Source organism: Peribacillus sp. ACCC06369 (genome assembly GCF_030348945.1).
GTDB lineage: Bacteria > Bacillota > Bacilli > Bacillales > DSM-1321 > Peribacillus.
This window is the reverse complement of sequence record NZ_JAUCEN010000002.1, coordinates 2,161,815-2,181,299: the sequence shown is the minus strand read 5'-3', so window position 1 is coordinate 2,181,299 and position 19,485 is coordinate 2,161,815. Positions and strand designations below refer to the sequence as shown.

Genomic DNA, 19,485 nt, shown 5'->3' with positions numbered 1-19,485 from the left:
TTTCCTCCTTATTCTTCTTACCACCATTACCGTTTGTACTCAGCATTATAAGAATTTGAACCTGCGTGCACTGACAGCAATGTATCAGCGTATCCTACCAGTCGATTTACAAGTTCATCACATATAGAGTAAACCAGTTGAAAATTTTCTTCCTCAAATAGAACAGGGTCATCCAGAATGACCGTTGTGTTAATAAACATATCTTTGTTCCCATATAGATTGTAGTGAACTATAGCCTTTCCAGCAGCACCCCCAGTAACTGGATCCTTAAAGCCGGGAATGAAAACAAACCATTCTTCAGCAGTAGCAGACCTGAAGTTTTTTGTGAAAGACAATTGCTTGGTTACAGTCTGAATCCTTTTTAACTCTTCCGGATTTATATCCTTGAACTTGTTCATTCCATAGCCACCTTAACACCTTGTTAATCTTCCGTTATAGATTTTCCTTAAGGGACCAATCCTATAAATATTAATATGAAATAACGCCTTTCCCCGTAAAAACTGAAGCAAAATATCACAAGTAGACTTTTAATAAATGCTGATAAATCATGGATGACTTCCGCATATAAAGATTATATTTTGGGTATCAAAAGAGAGAAGACAAATTCCCGGATTGGATTGGGACTGGTCTGGAGTGGAGGAGTTGCTCATGGAAAAGATGAATCGGGGAATTTTAACGGCGCTATCGGCAATTGGCATTGCTCAAGGATTGAAAATTTTAACGCATAATAGGCTTACGGGAAAGTGGGACTTGAAGCAGGCTTTAACAACAGGCGGCATGCCTAGTTCGCACTCTGCGGGTGTGGCAGCACTGGCATCCTATGTGGCAGCCAATAAAGGATGGTTGCATACGGAGACATCACTTGCGACAGTGTTTGGCGTAATTGTGATGTATGATGCTCAAGGGATTCGGCGCCATACAGGCGAAATTGCAAAGCTTGTGAATGATCTTGAAGATAATCTGGCGAAATTTTCTGGTGAGTTTCCAAGTTTTGAGTATGTGGAGCGTGAGAAAGAACTGAATGAACTGCTCGGCCATCAGCCTGTGGAAGTAGGAGCAGGTGCGCTGCTTGGAGTTCTACTTGGCCTTATTTCGGCTAAATTGGAGGATGGTAAGCCCACTAATTCGGCTGAATAAAAAAACCAGCTTATTAAAGGTGTTTTTTCTTAGTTATCCATCCGGAAAAATGTAAAGTCACGAATAATTTTGTTGATCATATTTATAAAATTTGAGAACCGAAAATGACCTAAACCACTCTAAAGGCTTAGGTCATTTTTTGCGTCGGTAAAATAAAATCAGTTATTCTTCCGGGACATTTTCATAGCGAATGAGTACATATCCGACCTGAATAAACCTTTATAATATTCTACTAAATTACCATCAGAATCAAAAATCATTCTTTCTGTAATCAGCAAGCACATCGTTTATGTTATACCTAAATGTTCAGCATCTTCTTTTGTTGGAAAGCCGCATGTTATAATTTGTTCCGCTTCACAAAAGTTAATGTTCAGATCACCTTCGAGCGCGTCATATAATACTGTGGTGCTTAAATCGAATTTCGTCAATTTTTGTCCTAAGTCCAAAGGATACTATTTATGTATAACAGCAAATGCATCCACTGTTGGGTTTGACGTGCTCGCCTTAATTCTACATCATAAAAATGAAAAAATAGATATTGCAGTTTGCATGCATTATCGGGTTATAACATTGCCATGCTCGCCAATTTCGTTACAGGATTCCTATTAATCATTTGTTTAGTTTTTCTGGATAAAATGGGGCATGTTTTATTTTATATTTTAGAAGGAGCGAGGATTCTGGTTAGCGAATAAATGTAATCACTTGAACTTAAAAACCAGTAATCTTCATTTCGCCCATTCCAACATGAATGAGGTAAGGGGTCATTTTGAAGATTAATTTGAGTAGAAAGGTGAATGATCCGGAAAAATTGGGATGCAGAAATGAATGTTGATTACGTCGTTCAAGTATAAATATATATCTAGGGGGGAAAAGCATCATCAAAATATTGAAAGGGATGGTGAGAAGTTTATGAGGGATTTAATGAAAATTATCGCAGGAAACATTTTATCGCTATCAAAATCGACGAAAAGATAATCACTAAAAAGATATTTACATCAAAATTAATATTCAATGAATAAAAAAAATTGAAAAACAGCATATAGCTAAGGGAACTTACAATCGACTTAAAAAAGTACTCTTTCCCTCAGGAGCATGTTTTTACGAATGACAAAGATTCAAATCCAAAAGATCTGGGAACCTGACAATTTTAAAATGGGTTACGCAATTCAAAAAGTCCACTTAGAGGAAGCAAAAGCTTATTTTTTAAGGGGAAGGCACTTACTTAATCCATCAAGTATTATTCCGCAATAAAAAAAGTTGAGGAATCGCCCCCTCAACTTTTAAGTGTGTTCCATTAACTATTTCCCAAGAAATGTTTTTTCAGAACGCATTTCATGTTACAGGTAATGCTGACTCATCTTTCATCAGCCTTTTTCGATAAACCATATTGGACAGCTGTACACTCACTTCATAAAGCACAAGCAATGGGACGATAACCAAAATGTCCGAAATTATATCAGGAGGCGTAATCAAGATTGAGATGATGACCAAGACGAAATAAGAAATCTTACGAGACTTTTTCAACACTGTTGGATTGATGATTCCTAATCTGGTCAGGAACATGACCACAAGCGGCATTTCGAATAAAACCCCGAATGGTAAGATCAAATTAATCATGAACCGAAAATACTTTTCCGCTGTGAACATCATCTCGAACTGCCCAGCGGATAGGGAAGTGAGGAAACCCAGCACTATCGGGAACAACACAAAATATCCAAATGAGATACCTGTTATGAATAGAATGAACAGCCCCGGAATGAACCGAAATGTAACTTTTCTCTCTTCAGGTTTCAACGCAGGAGCCACAAAGCGCCATAACTGATAGGCAGCTAGCGGAATTGTTGCGGCTATTGCGCAAATCGCGGCAATTATCATATATACCCACAGAATGTCACTTGGACCAAGCACAGCAAGCTTCCCATCTAAATCCTTAATGAGTAGTTCATAAATATCCTGTACAAATATGAAACTCACTATGAAGAAAACAAGAAAGCCTATCAGTGTTTTAATGATTCTTCCTCGTAGTTCCTCCATATGCTCTATAACATGTAAATCCTTACTCTCCACTTTCACTCCTCCTTTTTAGATATTTTCTTGCTATATTGCAAATAGCACTTCCACTCGAACTCTTTTCATGAAAAGAAGCAGGCGAGTCTTTCCGCCCGCTATATCTCATTTAATTCATCCCTCTTTTTTAACAGCTCTTAACGCGGCTTTATTCTCGTTTTCATCCTCTTTTTCTGAATCATTCACCAATCCTTTGGTTGCACTTTTGAATTCGGATAATGTCCGGCCAAATGCACGGCCTATTTCCGGAAGCTTGGACGGTCCAAAAATAATCAGTGCAATCACTAGGACGATTACCAGACCGGGTATTCCTATATTTGAAAGCATTCTTATTCACTCCTTTAATATTTTCATTTTTCTTCACAATGTCCTTGTCAAGCATCATAATCGTTCCCTATCAATTAGTGAGTAACTTTCCCCTGCTTGTTCAATCTTTGTTTTTCATGTGCGCGATTATGGGCACGTGTCCGATCGTCCTCGACTTCGTTCGTTTTTTGTACACCTTCCGTAACCGCTGCTGATGCAACCTTTCTCAGCCCTGTTTGATCCTTATCAAAAACAAAGGATGCTCTTGTCGATATATCCGCACCTGGTTCTGTCACGAATGGGACTACACGGTAGTCCGCCTTCCATTGTTCTGGTGTTACTTTGCATCGGACATATCCCCGGTAATCATTAAAGAACTTTATATGTGGATTCTGACTTAGTATTTTATCCGTATCCGCACGCTTATCCGCACCATTTCCACCAGATGTGATGGAAGTGCCAACAAACTCCACACCGAAAAGCTTGGAATTTGGATCATCGAAATCCGCCTTTAAATTGGCTGCCCAGCTTGCATGTACATCACCGGTCAACACGACCAGATTTTCCAGGTTGTTTCTTTTGATTACATCAATCAAACGATCACGCGCAGCCGGGTAACCATCCCAGGAATCCATGCTGAATTTGGGAGCGGTAGGTGTTCCATAATTCCGTTGTGAAAAGAAAATCTGCTGCGGCAGTACATTCCACTTCGTTTTTGATTTTGATAGATTGTCAGTTAGCCACTGTTCCTGCTCGGGACCTAGCAATGTCCGCTTCGGATCAAGTGACTCAGGCGTTTGCGGTGTACTTCCATCTCCGTTTGCCTGATCATCGCGGTATTGACGTGAATCCAGTACAAAGAAAGAGGCCAGGTCGCCATACGTGAAATTTCGGTATAACCGCATATCCGCTCCTTTAGGCAAAGACGATTTACGAAGGGGCATATGCTCATAATAAGCCTGATAAGCCGCTGCCCTTCTCTTGATGAACGCTTCAACCGATTGCCCTTTTTCCGGGATGACATTTGCATAATTGTTTTCAACTTCATGATCATCCCAAGTCACGACCCATGGGAAAGCTGCGTGTGCGGCTTTTAAATGGGTATCAGAGCGGTATTGTGCGTATCTATTTCGATAATCCTCAAGCGTGATGATCTCCGGACCACTATGTACACGGACATTACCTGTAGAAGCAACATATTCATTTGGTCCATATTCATATATATAATCGCCAAGGTGGAAGACAATATCCAAATCTTCTTTTGCCAAATGTTTATAGGCCGTATAATAACCATGCTCAAATTGCTGGCATGAAACAAACGCGAATGACAAGCTCGAAACACTTGAACCTACTGGCGGAAGTGTTTTCGTTTTCCCAGTCTGACTTACTTCCCCACCGCTTTTAAATCGGTAAAAATAGACCTTATCAGGTTTTAACCCGCTTACTTCCACATGAACGGAGTGGCCAAGTTCCGGCCTGGCTATTTCCTTGCCTTGCTGGACAATCTTTCTGAAATTCTCATCCTTTGCCACTTCCCATTTAACGGAAATGGCTTCTTGTGGCATTCCTCCGCCATTCAAAGGATCAGGTGCCAACCTTGTCCATAAAACTACACTATCCGAGAGCGGATCACCTGAAGCTACTCCGAGAGTAAATGGATAATCACTGAATTTCGGGGCAGCATTCACTTCAATACCGCCCATTGATTGGGCAAGGGCAAGACCTAATGAAAGTCCGGCAAGCTTACTTGCTCCCTGGATAAAGTTCCGGCGGTCCATGTTCTTACCTAATTCGCTCCAATTCTTAATTAAATCATCCATTGCTCTTTCATTATTCATTGATCTTTCCCTCCTATTATTTGAATCTGGTTCAAGTATAAAAGGACAATTTTAAAGGTGTATGAAGAAGTGTAAAAACAATAAAATCCCAACTAGGAGTTTTCATGCAGGTCCTATGGAACACTTTTTTTTAAAAAAAGGAAATTATTCACTCATGCATTTACATAGACCTATAAACTTTTACAAACAACGACAGTCTTTCAACCTATTTTTCTTCATGAATCATTTATTTAATCGTTACAAATAACTGGGTTTAAGCTCAAATAGGATGCAGCAATTAATGCTTCATATTATTTGATAATCGTTTAAGTTTTATTCACTTTTATCTGCGAATCATTTTCGTACCCTAAACGTTAGAATGGGGTGTTGTCCCATCTTCCATCCATCCTCCCTTCTATTCCTTTTTTAGGTCTAGAGCATCCCTCAAAGCTTCGCCAAACAAGTTAAAAGCAAACACAACGATGAAGATCATCAACCCAGGGTAAAGCATCAATGAAGGGGTTTCTCTAAAAAATGGCTTACTATCATTGATCATCATTCCCCACTCTGCCTCTGGCGGCTGTATGCCAAGACCAAGAAAAGAGAGTCCAGAAATTGCTAAAATAACTCCTCCGATGTCCATAAAGATTAATACAACAACTTGAGAAATGATGGCAGGTAAAATATGTTTGATGACAATTACTCTCATTGGTGTCCCGCATATTTTGGCTGCTAAGACAAAGTTTTGCTCCTTTACACTAAGAACCATTCCTCGGATGACGCGTGCATAAAAAACCCATTGGACAAGCACCATCGCCAAGATCAGATTGCCAAGACTTGGTCCTAAAATTCCGATTAAAGCTAAGGACAGCAGAAAGCTTGGAAATGCCATGAGAATGTCACACATTCTCATGAAGAGATAATCAACTTTACCCCCTATAAAGCCTGCATAAATACCAAGTGGGATACTAATAATCATCATTAATCCCATGACAAGGAAAGCTGTTCCCAACGAGGTTCGTGTTCCATAGATTAATCGGGACAATATACATCTCCCTAAATGATCAGTCCCCAATGGAAACTGAGAGGAGGGCCCTTGCAGCTTCTGAACGATATCAATCAAGTTCGGATCATTAGGAGCCAAAAAAGGAGCAAAAAGAGCCAATACTGTCAGAAAGGAAATAATCATGATACTGATCATCATGAGCATATGTGTCATCAGCATTCTTTTCATGTTTTGCACCATTCTTATTTCTCTCCTTCCCAGCGTATACGGGGATCCAGGAAAGAATAAGTAAGATCCACAAGAAGATTGCAGACCACAAAGATCACACCCATAAACAATACACACCCCTGAATCATTGGATAATCTTGATTTAAAATAGATGTGACAAATAACTGTCCCATGCCGGGCCAAGAAAAAATTGTTTCAACAATAACCGCTCCGCTTAGCATGTTCCCGAAGCTCATTCCAAGTCCAGTTATCATAGGTAATAAGGACATTTTTAAGACATGTCTGATAACGATTAGTCTTTGGCGTAACCCTCTCACTCTAGCATACACAACGAATGGCTCATTCAAATTTCCTAGCATACTAGCTCGAAGCAATCGCATATACGTCCCTATATAGGTAAAAGCCAATGTCAAGGAAGGAAGCACTAGATGCGCCAAGGTCCCCCTTCCCAATACAGGAAATAAATCTAACTTTACAGATAAAAAATAGATCAAAAGAAACCCAAACCAAAAGGTTGGCATAGAGACACTTACAAAGGCTGCTATTCTGCTAAACTGATCAACAAATTTCCCCTTGTAAATAGCAGAAATCATGCCTATAGGTAAACTAATAACAACAATTAAGATAAGCGAAGCAAATGTTAATTGAACTGTTGGGAAGAAATGTACCACAATTTCTTCCCATACGGAGTTATTGGACACGTAAGACATCCCTAAATCCAATTGCAACACTTTTCCCAGCCATCCAAAATACTGGACATATAAAGGCTTGTTTAAACCAAGCTCAACTCGAAGGGCAGCCACTGTCTCATTCGTAGGAGGAATATGTGACGCCCTTAAGTAAGCTACTGCCGGATCTCCAGGAATTAAGTGAAGCAAGATAAAAGTAATGAGCGAAACTCCGAATAATATTGGAATTAAACTTGTGAGACGTTTAAAAATAAACCAACTCATGTAGCACTCCTTAAGTTGTTTTTAAGTATCCCCTATTTCAATTAACATCAATTGAAGTTAAAGGGACCTCAGCTTCTTGAGGTAAAAAATCTACTCCACTAATGTTTTTTTGATACACCGCTATATTAGACTGATAAGATATCGGTAAATAAATGGCTTGTTCGTGCAATGTCGTTAATATATCTGAATACAGTATTTTTCTATCTTCCTCGTCAGTAGTTAATAATACTTTCTTAATTTTCTGGTCTATTTCTTTTTTTACTGGCAACCCTAATTGAGCGTTATAATCTGGACTACCATTTTCCGAATTAGTCGTCATAGACGCTAAATAGGAATGTGGATCAAACGGTACAGACCATGTTGCTGTAAATAATAAATCAAACTTACCTTGAAATGCCGTTGTCCAAAAAGTATTAGTTTCCTGACTGGTCAACTTAACATCTATTCCCAGTTTTCTAAAATCACCTTGTGTAAATTCTGCGATTGACTTTTGGATGTTATCTGTACTATTAAACAGTAATTCCAATTGCAATTCTTTTCCGTCTTTTTCTCTAAATGGTTTCCCCTTCACTTGTTTCCATCCAGCTTCATCCAATAACATTTTTGCTTTTTCTGCATCATACTCATATGGCTCTATATTAATTTTCGTATAAGGCAAAATAGGTGGAAACAAAGTATCAGCCTTTTTTTCCATACCATAAAAGATCTTATCGATAACAGCTTGTTTATTAAAAGCATGTTGGAGAGCTAACCGAACTTTAAGATCTTTAGTCGCTTCTCTGTTTGAGTTAAGAAGCAGCGTTCTTGTAGCTGTAGGTTCTGACAATTTGGTTTCATATTGCCCTGAATTCTTCAAAAATTGGAATGAATCTTGGCTGATGACCCCGTTTCCAAATATAAAGTCGAGTTCCTTTTTCTCAAAAGCTAACACTCTTGACTCTCCATCAGTAATGACTTTAACAACCACCTTATCTACTTTAGGCTTAGTGCCCCAATAATGTTCGTTCCTTTTGAAAACAGCAAACTCATTTTTCTTATACTCGCTCAATACCCACGGTCCAGTGCCAATCTGAGACTTGAGTCCGTCCTTAAATGTGTTTTGGCTGTCAGGAAAAGCAGCTTCTCCTACAAATCTCAAAGGTCTGATGTAAGTTAGTTCTTGAAGAGTTGGATAATACGCGTTGTTCAAAATAAGTTTAATAGTATATTCATCTATTATTTTTGTATCTTTGATTTGGTTAATTAATCCCACCCATTCATGTTGTTTGCGATTATCTAAAATGGTATCAAAGTTTTTCTTGACGATTGCAGCATTAAATACCGAACCATCGGAAAATTCAACATCTTTTCTTAGATGGAATACATATTCTTTTCCATCTTTCGATATATCCCAGCTCTCCGCAAGCCAAGGCTGAATTTCTCCACCTTTACCGTAATAAACAAGGGATTCATATACCATAGCCTGGGAAAAAAACTCATTCGGAAAATATGTGTGTGGATTTAAGTCACCTATATCCCCAGGCCATGAAAAAGTAACAACTTTTTGCTTTTCATTATCTAATGTATTTTCTTGATCTATTGTTGTGTTGCTGCAACCTGTAACTAAGATTGTGAAAATTACTAGTAGTCCAACAAAAGAATGGAATAAATTAGACCGTTTTATAAACATGCTTTCTCACCTTCAATTATGGAATTTTAACTATTTGAAAAATCACGAAATACAAAAAAGCATTTCCAACCAGATTTAACGGTCAGAAATGCTTATATATTAAGAACAAATTCGTCTTCTAGCACTCTAACACCTCCCTATCTCCCGTAGGTTAACAGCATTTCTAGAACAGGCAGGTCTTCTGACTTAGGTTCATCATCTCCATGCGTCTTCCCGGATATTATCCAGTGACTTTCTTGCATAGGACTCACCCTTACAGCGGCGGGACCGTGCCGGATTTTGCACCGGCTTCCCTTTTAAATATTCGCTATTAAACGAATATACCCATTCCAATAAAATATGAAATTTTTCCTCATCTTCATAGTAAAATATAGAGCTTGTCCATCTTAAAATTATTAAGTCAAAACCTCTTGATGCTTCTTAACACTTTAATAGTTTCATCTCTAATTAATTTTTGATAAACTCAGCAACTAATCATTTCCATCCTAGCAATAAACGAAAACAGTTAGTAAAAAGGAGAATAAATATCTATTCTTAAGAATTTAACAAATATTAAAAACTCTCCTATATTATACGGTTTTACGATTACAACTCTCTAAAAATGGATATTAACTATATGAAAATAAAATCAAAAAGTTTACCTAATACAAATTATATTCCTTATCACAAATTTATGCCATATCAAATTAAGATCCTGATGTTTTTAACGGTTCGTATTGTACGGAGGCAATAATCTTATACAAACAGTTATTTGTAACGACATATATGAATGATAGTATGTAGATTTTTCATTTTCAGATTTGTATTGCTCCCTCCCGAATAAGTTATTTTTTATAAGTGAACACTTACTTTGTATTTGAAAGCAACCTAATTTATGTAATAATAGATTCATAACAATAAAAGAAAGTACTTGAGGGATTTTGCATTGGTAAGTATTGAAGCATTACATGAAAAAATCGAGATATTGAGGAAAGATTTAATAACTACCGCATTGACATATGGATTAACTTCTCCAAAAACATTACATAATAGCCAGGAACTGGATAAACTATTGAATTTACTTGAGCATGAAAAAGAACCAAATGTACAATATTTCAAAAACAGGAATGAAATTTGATTTAATCTTTCTAACTTCATTCAATCATGATAGCTGTAGGAACTATCTCTCTGAATTATATTGGAATTATTTTTAATGATCACTGTGTATTTCATGCAGTATATTTCCCTTACTTAACCACCTCGTGTTCAATTCTTGGACTCGTGGACTAATTTTTCTGGATTATTTAATGAAAATGATCATCACTTCTTACATAAGGCTTCAGTATAGTTTTCTAGGTTTTATTTCGTGTAGAATTCGTCATGGGATTAGAACAAAAAGAAGTTATACTAAATAAAAAGATAACCAGATAGCAAGGGGACGTACAATGGATAGAAATGATAAATCTAAAGATATTTTAATGAAAGAGTTACAAGAGCTTAAACTTTCACTTGAACATGAATTAAATCGTGCCACTCAAATAATAAATCATTTAAAACCAGATAAAGAAGCTGTGCCACCGTTTGAAGATGTCACATTACAAACTGAATTGTTGGACGATCAAGATATATTCTCCCTCGTTAAAGTACAATTGCAGAAAAAGATCTCTAAGCCTAGCTATGAGACATGGTTGAAAGATGTATACTTGACTTCGATTGAAAATGACCAAATGACATTGGTTGCACCTAATGAGTTCGCCCGAGATTGGCTGGAGGAAAGGTACGCAAAATTAATAAAATCCTTGCTGAAGGGTATCAATGGAAAAGATTATAGCATTCAATTTATTGCGAAATAAGGGAACACTCTTAAACATTCAAACGAAGAAGCTATAAAGGCTTCTTCGTTTGTTATAAAAAATAATAAAGTACATGTACTGTTCCTAAAGCTTTTGAGTCTTAGATAATTTAAAGTAAAGAGGCAGCCATGTGGCTGTTTTTTATCGCCCCGAAATGCCCCGATTTCTTAAGTCTAGAGTTTGCTATCATTAATTTTCCTATATCTTAATGTCATATCAACTATTGTCAATAATAAAACAAACCATAAGATAGGATTTTTTAAGGAGATTCCTACAGTGGATTCTCCCCCCATTAATGTTAATACTCCTATTAGCACTAAAGTATAAAAAATAAATACTGCTTCTACAATTAATGAATGTTCACATTCTTTTTCAGTCTTTCGATTAAGGACAATATAGATAATCGCCACTGAGATAATTCCAAATGTCAGTGCCGTCTCAGGTATGTCATTGAAAACGATATGTGGGAAATAATCAAAAATCATTAGAAAAGAAAATAATAATAAGATACCTATTCTTAATAATATTTTCAATTTCATCTAATCCCCCATTCCCTAGATTATTATTTCCCGAACCAGTAATTGCATTGGAAATATTGAACAGATTTAGGTGATGTACAATTAATTTTTCCATAACGAACCACTATTGCATGATAATTCCTTTTCTTTTCTGCAGTGCTATAAGAACTTGATACCCAAGAACCCACATAAGTTGGACTAATTTTAGACCAGCTATTTAACTTTACAAAAAGCCAATTTAAAAATACGCTATCTGTTAATTTTTTAGGAATCTTTTTCATCATATATGCGAAAATTAGATTTTTAGCTTCATTTACACCAGTATTTTTGTAGGTTCTATAAATTGGAGGTATTTCTGTTTTCGTTGATCCACCTGAAATAGGAACATAGGAAGTAATACCACCAACGTTAGGTGTTCCAATACTCATAACTTCATTATACAAGTCTTCAATCTCTTGTTCCGTTAAAATTGTATTACTCATTATTTCTAGACCTTAAAAAAAAAGGCTTACTCTTTTAATTCTTGTTCTGTAGATGTCTCGGTGATAACTTCTTACTTGCAAAGGAAGGAGCTACAAAGGTAAATAAAATAACCAAAGATACTGAAAAAGCAAACATTTTTTTCATAATATTCGATTCCCCTTTTTGTAGTTTTTTAATCTAACATTTTTCCTACATTTAAAGAAAGAAGTAAAAATAAATTCCTTCATGGAACATGCACGTTTATGTAATGAATCTAAGTGGAAGGTGAAGCCGGAACTGTTCCAGTAAATAGAATGCGGCGCCCTTTAGAATGAGTATTAGTTACTATTAAACCTTAGCATTTATATGATAATATATCTATATTAAATGTATATTTTTTTAAAAAAATCTAAATTACAGGATTAAAGAACCATAAAACCAAAAATATCGATACCTATTTTGTTAGTCGCATTTTTTATGCTACCCCTGTGGAACCTCTGAACGGCCTACTAATTTATTAATTTTAAAATGGATCACATTCCTCCAACTTATGAATGCTGTAATAGTATTTGTTAAGCAGTATCCTACATTTCTTCATGCCGTTTATTCATAAAAAAAAGACCAAGCATTGCTTGATCTGAGTGCTAACATTTCTCTCCCGGTAAGAGTTAAGTAGGGGCACATATTTCTTAACCTTCCTCTTTGGGCTACACTTTCTATTATTGAAATTAGTTTAGCCTATCGTATTTTAAATAAATCCTAAAAGTTTTGTCACTTATTCGAAAACATATAATCCTTTTTCTTCAATGAAACATTCAATACCAAACCAAGTCCCATCATCGTAGCCATCACCGAACTCCCTCCATAGCTCATTAATGGCAGAGGAATTCCTGTGATTGGAATTAGACCGATGACCATTCCGATATTTTGAAATATGTGGAAGGTCAAGAAAGAGATGACACCTACACATATAAAAGATTCGAAAAAAGAAGAACTCAATGCAGTCGCAACGATTTTATAAATGATGAAGAAATATAGGGATATTAGCAAACTTGCCCCTATGAACCCAAATTCTTCAGCCACTATGGTAAATATAAAATCGGTATGTGCTTCAGGAATATATACATTGCTTTGGTTGAAGCCTTTCCCTTCAGTCATACCGGAACCAATCGCTAATATGGACTGCTTCAATTGATAACCGATTCCCTGGCCATGGCCAAATGGATCCAGCCAAGAATTTATCCTATCCAATTGATATCCATCCAGTAAGTTCAATAATAGATCAGGATCATATAGATAGATGATTACCAAAGAACATACAATACTGACCACTAAAGAAACTACAGAAGCTATCATTTTCCAATTGATCCCCGATACAAGGATGATTCCCATGGTGATGACGGCCATTACCAATGAAGTGCCAAAGTCATTCTGCAGAAGCGTAAGACCGATTGGCAAAGCAGCTATCAATCCCATTTTAAACAATAATTTAATATCTGTCCTTATATCCCCTACCGGAAACTTGTCAATATGTTTAGTCAGGATATAAGACAACATCAATATTAAAAATATTTTCATGAACTCGGATGGTTGTATGGAGCCTAATCCTGGAATTTCAATCCATGATTTAGCCCCCTTCCGGACTGGGGCTATACTATCGGGACCTAACAATACAAATAGTAGCAGCAAAATGCCGAATGAATATATAAAGGGAGTTAGTTTCATGATCGTCTCAAAATCAAAATAAAAAATGGCCAGAACAATCACTCCGCTTACTACAAACCAGACAATTTGCTGCTGAAAATAATCTATATCAAGCTGTGCATATTTTTGGGCACTGTATAAACTAACGCTACTGAAAACCATCAGAATGATGATTAACATAGCTAGATTTGAATCAAAGTAACTTTTACGTTTATTCACAAAATCACCGAATCTTTTCATTTTTTTTATAGTAATAATATCATTCTACTTAACCTTTTTATTTCTTTCTCATTCGAATCGATTATTCCAGATATGGTTTACACCGTTCCCTTCACTCCACCTCCGATCCATAATAACCACAATATAATGTTACCATTTTTTAGTGCGTTTATTTCATTTTTTTTCTAATTATCCCATCCCAATCCAAGGTTTACGTAGTGAGGATGGAGAATGTCTTTTAATAAAAGGAAACTTTTGTAATTACAGATCATAATAAACTAATAGGATAAAACTTTACTTGGGAGTTGTTGAGATGGACTATCGTTTATTGATTATTGGAATGGCTCTTTTATTGGTTTCCTATTTGGGGAATCAAAAAACAAACTTGGCTGTTAGCAGGATTTAATGAAAAGATGATTAATAATAAGTCTTTATTGGGGAAAGTGACTGGCGGGGGCTTTTTTCTTCCGTTAGGATTGTTAATAATTATAAATAGCATGACCGACTATCCTTATGAAGGTAAAACTCTTATCCTAGCCATATTAGTACTTTTAACAATTGTGTATGTGTTTATCAATAGGAAGTTACTGGATTAATAGTAAGGGGAATGCTCGGCATCTGGAACATTCAGCTTTTGATAAAGGTATTCTTTAAATTATGTCGAAAGGGATTTAGTAACAATGGAAGGAGTGAGAAAATGGAAAAGGACCGTGCCAAGAAAATGTATGATTACCACGTTTGGGCTAATCAGCAAGTGTTCCAAAACCTAAAACAATTACCGGACGGAGTCTATGGCGACACGTTAAAAAGTGTCTTTCCCTCCATAAAGGAAGTCCTGGTTCACCTTTACGCAACAGACGTCACATGGTTGGAGATAATGAAAGGAAGCACCATTCAAGATACTTTTAAGAAAGTTAAAAGGCGACGGGAAGAAGTGGATGGAGTTTCAATAAATGAACTTGAATCCTACTATGATGAACTTGCAAAGGATTATGACGTTTTTCTTGCTACGCAGCCTGATCTTGAACGGACCATTGTAACCGAACATCCCAAAATGGGGGCGTGTGAGTTTGTACTTGCCGACCTCATCCATCATGTAGTGAATCACGGGACCTATCATCGCGGTAATGTGTCGGCGATGCTCCATCAACAAGGCGAGCGTGGCACACCTACAGATTATGTATTTTACTGTTTAAAATAAGCTCGGTATGGCACCTCGAAAACAAAGAAACATCATTAGGGGTGGCTGTAAATATCTAAAGCTCATTCCAGATGAATGCAGATGATCCCCTTTCCAGGATCATCTGCTTTTTTACTATAAGGAATGACAATCCGATTGCTCGAGGCGTATGGCAGATAGAAAAAGGCATTGATATAAGTACCAATGCCTTCAATATATGGTTACATGCTCTTTAGAGCTTTACCCGTTGAAGACGAAGTGCATTTAATACGACTGATACAGAACTGAAAGCCATGGCAGCACCCGCTAACCATGGGGCAAGCAGTCCAATTGCCGCAATTGGTATTCCGATTACGTTATAGGCAAATGCCCAGAATAGGTTTTGTTTGATATTTCGCATCGTTTTCCTGCTCATGAGGATTGCATCTGCAATACTGTTCAAATCACCCCGGATCAAAGTGATATCAGCAGCTTCCATGGCTACGTCCGTCCCTGTTCCGATAGCCATTCCTATATCAGCAAGTGCAAGCGCGGGTGCATCATTAATCCCATCCCCGACCATTGCCACTCTTTTACCGGCTGACTGCAGTTTTTTAACTTCTTCCGCTTTCCCTTCTGGAAGGACTTCTGCAATCACTTGGTCAATGCCCACTTGATTGCCGATTGCATTTGCTGTCTTTTGATTATCCCCGGTTATCATGATGACCTGGATATCCATTGCTTTTAACCTTTTAATCGCCGTTAGGGAGGTATCTTTAATCGTATCCGCAACAGCAATGATGCCTGCATATTCTCCTCCAATGCTTGCGAGCATCGCGGTTTTCCCTTGCTCTTCAAGTTCTTCCATCGCTGTTAGCGCCTTTGTGATATCCACGTTATTTTGCTTCATCAATTTACGCGTTCCCACGAATAACACTTTTTGATCCACTACAGCTCTCACCCCGTAACCAGGAATCGCTTCAAATTCCTCAACCACCGCAAGTGATATCTGTCTTGCTTGAATTCCTTGAACGATCGATTGGGCAAGAGGGTGTTCAGATTGTTTTTCAGCTGCACCGATAAGAGATAAAAACTGTTCTTGTTCCATTCCATTCTCGATGAGGACATCGGTCAGTACAGGGGTACCATTCGTTACCGTTCCCGTCTTATCCAAAATGACCGTATCAATATGGTGAGTGGTTTCCAAGTGTTCCCCGCCTTTAAATAAAATACCGAATTCGGCGGCCCGACCTGATCCTGCCATGATGGATGTGGGGGTGGCCAGACCTAAAGCACATGGACAGGCTATGACAAGCACTGCAATCATCGCTTCAAAAGCTGGTGTGAATTCTCCAGGGTTAACCCATATTATCCAAACCAGAAAAGTTAAAAGGGCGATCCCGACAACAATTGGAACGAAAACACTGGAAATTTGGTCAGCAAGCCGTTGAATCGGAGCTTTGGACCCTTGCGCATCTTCGACGACTTTGATGATTTGGGAAAGAGCTGTATCCCTTCCGATCTTTGTCGCTTTCATTTTGAGAAAACCATTTTTATTCAATGTTGATCCGATCACAGGATCCCCGTTTGTTTTATCCACCGGAATGCTCTCACCCGTTAACATGGATTCATCTACTGCAGAGTTCCCTTCGATCACTTCTCCATCGACAGGGATCTTTTCACCCGGCTTCACCAAAACAGTATCCCCTACAATGACTTCTTCAAGCGGTATTTCACGTTCTTCCCCATTCCTTAACACCAATGCCGTTTTGGCCTGAAGCCCCATCAATTTTTTGATGGCCTCGGAAGAACGCCCTTTTGCTTTTGCTTCAAAAAGCTTCCCTAAAAGAATGAGGGTGATAAGAATCGAACTAGTTTCGAAGTAAAGTTGTGCTGTATTGTGATGGGAACCGCTTGAGATGATTGCCTGATAGACACTGTAAAAATAAGCAGCGGATGTTCCCATTGCAACCAATACATCCATATTGGCACTTTTGTTTTTCAAGGCTTTATAAGCACCAACATAAAACTGCTTCCCAATGATGAATTGCACAGGGGTGGCAAATGCCATTTGCACCCAGGGATTCATGAGGAAATCAGGCATATAGATGAACGAAGTAAAACTGAAATGACTTACCATCGCCCATAACAATGGAAAAGATAAAATCACCGAAAAGATGAAGTTATTCTTTTGTTTTTGAATTTCTTTCTGACGGAAATCCACTGAATCCCTATTATCTTCCTTGATGATCGCCCCATACCCCAACTTCTCCACTCGTTGAATGATATCAAGTGGGGAGGCTTCGGAAGGATCATACTCGACGGTCGCATTTTCGAGCGCAAGATTCACATTAGCCATACTCACTCCATCCAACTTATTTAACCCTTTCTCAATTCGGGTAGCACAGGCAGCACAGGTCATGCCAGTAATCGTAAAATCCTTTTTCTCTTTCACTACATCATAGCCAAGGTCTTGTATTTTCTTTTCAAAGTCATGGGTGCTTAATTTTTCCGAATCATATTTAATGACCGATTTCTCAAGGGCCAAATTAACGGTGGCTTCCTCAACGCCTTCCATCCTGTTTAACCCTTTTTCAATCCTGGTTGCACAGGCAGCGCAAGTCATGCCTGAAATCTGCATACTTGTTTCTTTTATCTGTCTGCTCACATCATCCCCGCCTTCCTATACCGCTATGGGGTATAATTCTTTGTAAAAAAGAAGTGCTTTAACAGCACCCTCAAATCTTACTCGACATCGTAGCCTTGATCATCAATCGTTTCTTTTATTTTTTCAAGTGATACTTTTTCATGATCAAACGCTACATCCACTTTGCCTGCATCCAAATGCACTTTTACGCTTTCAACACCTGCCAGTTTACCTACATTCCCTTCAACTGCATTCACACAATGACCACAAGACATTCCACTTACATTCAATGTTACCTTTTCCATTTTAACCACTACTCCTTTATTTTTTCATTAATTTTTGTATCGTTACAAGCACTTCATCTATAACCTCTGTATCCCCATCATTCAGGCGTTCGACCACACAATTCCTTAGATGGCCTTCCAATAAAATCTTGGCCACACTATTCATCGCACTTTGTGTAGCTGCTATTTGGGTAATCACATCATCACAGTACGTATCTTTTTCAATAAGACCCTTTATACCGCGAATTTGACCTTCGATTCGATTTAACCGGGTTGTTAAATTCTTTTTTACTGCTTCTGAGTGATGACTCTTTCGGCCGTGAGAAGAAGTCGTACAGCATTCTTCTTCATTCATAGAATCTTGACTATTCATCATTTCATCCATTCCCATCCCTCCTCGAAAATTAATATACCATACCCTCCTACCCTATGCAAAGAATTAGTTTTATGTTCATTATTTACTACAATCTTAGTTCTTTATTCATATCATTGGGATTAGGTCTTTCTAGCAACTAAACTCACTTTCACAATATACTGTTTAAGGGACAGGTAATTAGCAGATCATCCATACAGTTTATTAAAACATTAACCATAATTAAGATGTGCTTCACTATCAATCAATTGTAATTGATACTGCCTAATCAATTCTATTAATAACTCACTATATATTTTCTCGCCCGCTTCATTTTCTATTGTACTATACCCTGCTTCTTGTAATGCTGTCGCCTGCTCCGTATAAGTTTTAGAAGAAAATAAACCATTCTTTTCATATCGGGGATTTTTAGTTAAAAAAGCTGCATGATCTTGGAGAGAATCGGAAATCGTATCATACACTCTAAAATCAGCTTGAATATTCTCTTCATGAAATTCTCTCGTACTAATATTTGCCGACTTGCCATCCCAGTTATAACTTTTTATCCCAAATATATTGTTATACTTCACAGACAACTCTGATTTTCCCCAACCGGATTCCAATATAGCTTGTGCTATTGTAATAGAAGGAAGAATACCATTTTCTTTATAATTATCAATGGCCCCCTCTTTTATGCTGGAAATGAAACTCACTTGCAAGCTATCTTTATTTTCTTTATTTGAGCTAGTACCCTCAGCATTTAAATATTTCAAATATGCATGGACTTCTTTTTTTTGTTTTTCACTATAACCTAACGCTTCAATCACTTCATCAACCTCTTTCAATCGATATTGATTTTTCTTCTTCTCAATAAACAGATTTGCCGTCTTTTCTATTTCTTGCTTTGTCATTGTGTCTAGTGCATATTCCACACTCGCTATCGCAGCAACGTCTTTCCAGTTCACTTGTATTTTCCCAATACTTGTCTCATCAATAACATTTTGAATTTCTTTCATTTTTTCTGTAGAAATTGAGTTAATATCAAATAATTTTATAAAATTCAGAGCTCCTATCAATATCAATGCAAAAATAATAATTTTCCCTAATCTTACTCGTTTCACTTTT

General features: G+C 37.4%; 19 protein-coding genes and 1 riboswitch. Of the genes, 4 read left to right on the top strand and 15 right to left on the bottom strand.

The window, feature by feature from the left end:
• Positions 1–26: 26 nt before the first annotated feature.
• A complete protein-coding gene (locus QUF78_RS11520; protein ID WP_289324745.1) occupies positions 27–398 on the bottom strand; it encodes a hypothetical protein in 372 nt (123 codons plus the stop codon).
• Between the two features lie 250 nt (positions 399–648).
• Between QUF78_RS11520 and QUF78_RS11515 the strand changes: the two genes are divergently transcribed.
• A complete protein-coding gene (locus QUF78_RS11515) occupies positions 649–1,137 on the top strand; it encodes a divergent PAP2 family protein (RefSeq protein ID WP_289324744.1) in 489 nt (162 codons plus the stop codon).
• 287 nt (positions 1,138–1,424) lie between these two features.
• On the opposite strand, the gene QUF78_RS11510 is transcribed toward QUF78_RS11515, so the two are convergent.
• The 7 genes from QUF78_RS11510 to nikA all read right to left on the bottom strand — a co-directional run bounded on the left by QUF78_RS11510 (position 1,425) and on the right by nikA (position 9,183).
• Positions 1,425–1,583, bottom strand: a complete 159-nt coding sequence (locus tag QUF78_RS11510) for a UTRA domain-containing protein (protein WP_289324743.1) — start codon at positions 1,581–1,583, stop codon at positions 1,425–1,427.
• Positions 1,584–2,469: 886 nt separating this feature from the next.
• Positions 2,470–3,171: a twin-arginine translocase subunit TatC gene (gene tatC / locus QUF78_RS11505; protein WP_483313887.1), complete on the bottom strand. Its 702-nt coding sequence runs from the start codon at positions 3,169–3,171 to the stop codon at positions 2,470–2,472.
• Positions 3,172–3,318: 147 nt separating this feature from the next.
• Positions 3,319–3,531: a twin-arginine translocase TatA/TatE family subunit gene (locus tag QUF78_RS11500; RefSeq protein ID WP_063233420.1), complete on the bottom strand. Its 213-nt coding sequence runs from the start codon at positions 3,529–3,531 to the stop codon at positions 3,319–3,321.
• Between the two features lie 74 nt (positions 3,532–3,605).
• The gene (locus QUF78_RS11495) at positions 3,606–5,348 is read right to left on the bottom strand and encodes an alkaline phosphatase D family protein (protein WP_289324741.1); all 1,743 of its coding nucleotides are present in this window, start codon (positions 5,346–5,348) and stop codon (positions 3,606–3,608) included.
• A 394-nt stretch (positions 5,349–5,742) separates the two neighbouring features.
• The gene (gene nikC / locus QUF78_RS11490) at positions 5,743–6,573 is read right to left on the bottom strand and encodes a nickel transporter permease (protein WP_289324740.1); all 831 of its coding nucleotides are present in this window, start codon (positions 6,571–6,573) and stop codon (positions 5,743–5,745) included.
• Between the two features lie 2 nt (positions 6,574–6,575).
• Positions 6,576–7,514, bottom strand: a complete 939-nt coding sequence (nikB, locus tag QUF78_RS11485) for a nickel ABC transporter permease (protein WP_289324739.1) — start codon at positions 7,512–7,514, stop codon at positions 6,576–6,578.
• Positions 7,515–7,551: 37 nt separating this feature from the next.
• Positions 7,552–9,183 carry a nickel ABC transporter substrate-binding protein gene (nikA, locus tag QUF78_RS11480; RefSeq protein ID WP_289324738.1) on the bottom strand — a complete coding sequence of 544 codons (1,632 nt, stop codon included), beginning with the start codon at positions 9,181–9,183 and terminating at the stop codon, positions 7,552–7,554.
• 154 nt (positions 9,184–9,337) lie between these two features.
• Positions 9,338–9,526, bottom strand: a riboswitch (cobalamin riboswitch).
• Positions 9,527–10,108: 582 nt separating this feature from the next.
• Between nikA and QUF78_RS11475 the strand changes: the two genes are divergently transcribed.
• Both QUF78_RS11475 and QUF78_RS11470 read left to right on the top strand, forming a co-directional pair.
• Positions 10,109–10,300, top strand: a complete 192-nt coding sequence (locus QUF78_RS11475; protein ID WP_289324737.1) for an aspartyl-phosphate phosphatase Spo0E family protein — start codon at positions 10,109–10,111, stop codon at positions 10,298–10,300.
• Between the two features lie 307 nt (positions 10,301–10,607).
• Positions 10,608–11,015, top strand: a complete 408-nt coding sequence (locus tag QUF78_RS11470) for a DnaA N-terminal domain-containing protein (RefSeq protein ID WP_289324736.1) — start codon at positions 10,608–10,610, stop codon at positions 11,013–11,015.
• A 173-nt stretch (positions 11,016–11,188) separates the two neighbouring features.
• Here QUF78_RS11470 and QUF78_RS11465 read toward each other — a convergent pair whose 3' ends face one another.
• The 3 genes from QUF78_RS11465 to QUF78_RS11455 form a co-directional block, all read right to left on the bottom strand.
• Positions 11,189–11,554: a hypothetical protein gene (locus QUF78_RS11465; protein ID WP_289324735.1), complete on the bottom strand. Its 366-nt coding sequence runs from the start codon at positions 11,552–11,554 to the stop codon at positions 11,189–11,191.
• Positions 11,555–11,577: 23 nt separating this feature from the next.
• On the bottom strand, positions 11,578–12,015 hold the full coding sequence (locus QUF78_RS11460) for a hypothetical protein (RefSeq protein ID WP_289324734.1): 438 nt from the start codon (positions 12,013–12,015) through the stop codon (positions 11,578–11,580).
• A gap of 751 nt (positions 12,016–12,766) precedes the next feature.
• The gene (locus QUF78_RS11455) at positions 12,767–13,939 is read right to left on the bottom strand and encodes an FtsW/RodA/SpoVE family cell cycle protein (RefSeq protein ID WP_289324733.1); all 1,173 of its coding nucleotides are present in this window, start codon (positions 13,937–13,939) and stop codon (positions 12,767–12,769) included.
• Between the two features lie 676 nt (positions 13,940–14,615).
• Between QUF78_RS11455 and QUF78_RS11450 the strand changes: the two genes are divergently transcribed.
• Positions 14,616–15,119 carry a DinB family protein gene (locus QUF78_RS11450; protein WP_289324732.1) on the top strand — a complete coding sequence of 168 codons (504 nt, stop codon included), beginning with the start codon at positions 14,616–14,618 and terminating at the stop codon, positions 15,117–15,119.
• Positions 15,120–15,330: 211 nt separating this feature from the next.
• Here the strand turns inward: QUF78_RS11450 and QUF78_RS11445 are convergent, their stop codons facing one another.
• From QUF78_RS11445 to QUF78_RS11430, 4 genes are all read right to left on the bottom strand, one after another.
• Entirely contained in the window at positions 15,331–17,718 is a 2,388-nt protein-coding gene (locus tag QUF78_RS11445; protein WP_483313886.1) for a heavy metal translocating P-type ATPase, read from the bottom strand.
• A gap of 104 nt (positions 17,719–17,822) precedes the next feature.
• Positions 17,823–18,029, bottom strand: coding sequence for a copper chaperone CopZ (copZ, locus tag QUF78_RS11440; protein WP_289324730.1), 207 nt, complete (start codon positions 18,027–18,029; stop codon positions 17,823–17,825).
• A gap of 16 nt (positions 18,030–18,045) precedes the next feature.
• Positions 18,046–18,384 (bottom strand): metal-sensitive transcriptional regulator, encoded by a 339-nt coding sequence (locus tag QUF78_RS11435; protein WP_370017022.1) that lies wholly within the window; start codon positions 18,382–18,384, stop codon positions 18,046–18,048.
• Positions 18,385–18,593: 209 nt separating this feature from the next.
• Positions 18,594–19,481, bottom strand: a complete 888-nt coding sequence (locus QUF78_RS11430) for a glycoside hydrolase family 73 protein (protein ID WP_289324729.1) — start codon at positions 19,479–19,481, stop codon at positions 18,594–18,596.
• Positions 19,482–19,485: the final 4 nt, after the last annotated feature.

What these genes read in the sequence shown, in the direction of transcription:
- QUF78_RS11520 (WP_289324745.1), bottom strand. Translation starts at nt 398, where the DNA reads ATGAACAAGTTCAAGGATATAAATCCGGAAGAGTTAAAAAGGATTCAG.
- QUF78_RS11495 (WP_289324741.1), bottom strand. Translation starts at nt 5,348, where the DNA reads ATGAATAATGAAAGAGCAATGGATGATTTAATTAAGAATTGGAGCGAA.
- nikC (WP_289324740.1), bottom strand. Translation starts at nt 6,573, where the DNA reads ATGGTGCAAAACATGAAAAGAATGCTGATGACACATATGCTCATGATG.
- QUF78_RS11455 (WP_289324733.1), bottom strand. Translation starts at nt 13,939, where the DNA reads ATGAAAAGATTCGGTGATTTTGTGAATAAACGTAAAAGTTACTTTGAT.
- copZ (WP_289324730.1), bottom strand. Translation starts at nt 18,029, where the DNA reads ATGGAAAAGGTAACATTGAATGTAAGTGGAATGTCTTGTGGTCATTGT.
- QUF78_RS11445 (WP_483313886.1), bottom strand. Translation starts at nt 17,718, where the DNA reads ATGCAGATTTCAGGCATGACTTGCGCTGCCTGTGCAACCAGGATTGAA.
- QUF78_RS11500 (WP_063233420.1), bottom strand. Translation starts at nt 3,531, where the DNA reads ATGCTTTCAAATATAGGAATACCCGGTCTGGTAATCGTCCTAGTGATT.
- QUF78_RS11460 (WP_289324734.1), bottom strand. Translation starts at nt 12,015, where the DNA reads ATGAGTAATACAATTTTAACGGAACAAGAGATTGAAGACTTGTATAAT.
- QUF78_RS11470 (WP_289324736.1), top strand. Translation starts at nt 10,608, where the DNA reads ATGGATAGAAATGATAAATCTAAAGATATTTTAATGAAAGAGTTACAA.
- tatC (WP_483313887.1), bottom strand. Translation starts at nt 3,171, where the DNA reads ATGGAGGAACTACGAGGAAGAATCATTAAAACACTGATAGGCTTTCTT.
- QUF78_RS11465 (WP_289324735.1), bottom strand. Translation starts at nt 11,554, where the DNA reads ATGAAATTGAAAATATTATTAAGAATAGGTATCTTATTATTATTTTCT.
- QUF78_RS11435 (WP_370017022.1), bottom strand. Translation starts at nt 18,384, where the DNA reads ATGATGAATAGTCAAGATTCTATGAATGAAGAAGAATGCTGTACGACT.
- nikA (WP_289324738.1), bottom strand. Translation starts at nt 9,183, where the DNA reads ATGTTTATAAAACGGTCTAATTTATTCCATTCTTTTGTTGGACTACTA.
- nikB (WP_289324739.1), bottom strand. Translation starts at nt 7,514, where the DNA reads ATGAGTTGGTTTATTTTTAAACGTCTCACAAGTTTAATTCCAATATTA.
- QUF78_RS11450 (WP_289324732.1), top strand. Translation starts at nt 14,616, where the DNA reads ATGGAAAAGGACCGTGCCAAGAAAATGTATGATTACCACGTTTGGGCT.
- QUF78_RS11515 (WP_289324744.1), top strand. Translation starts at nt 649, where the DNA reads ATGGAAAAGATGAATCGGGGAATTTTAACGGCGCTATCGGCAATTGGC.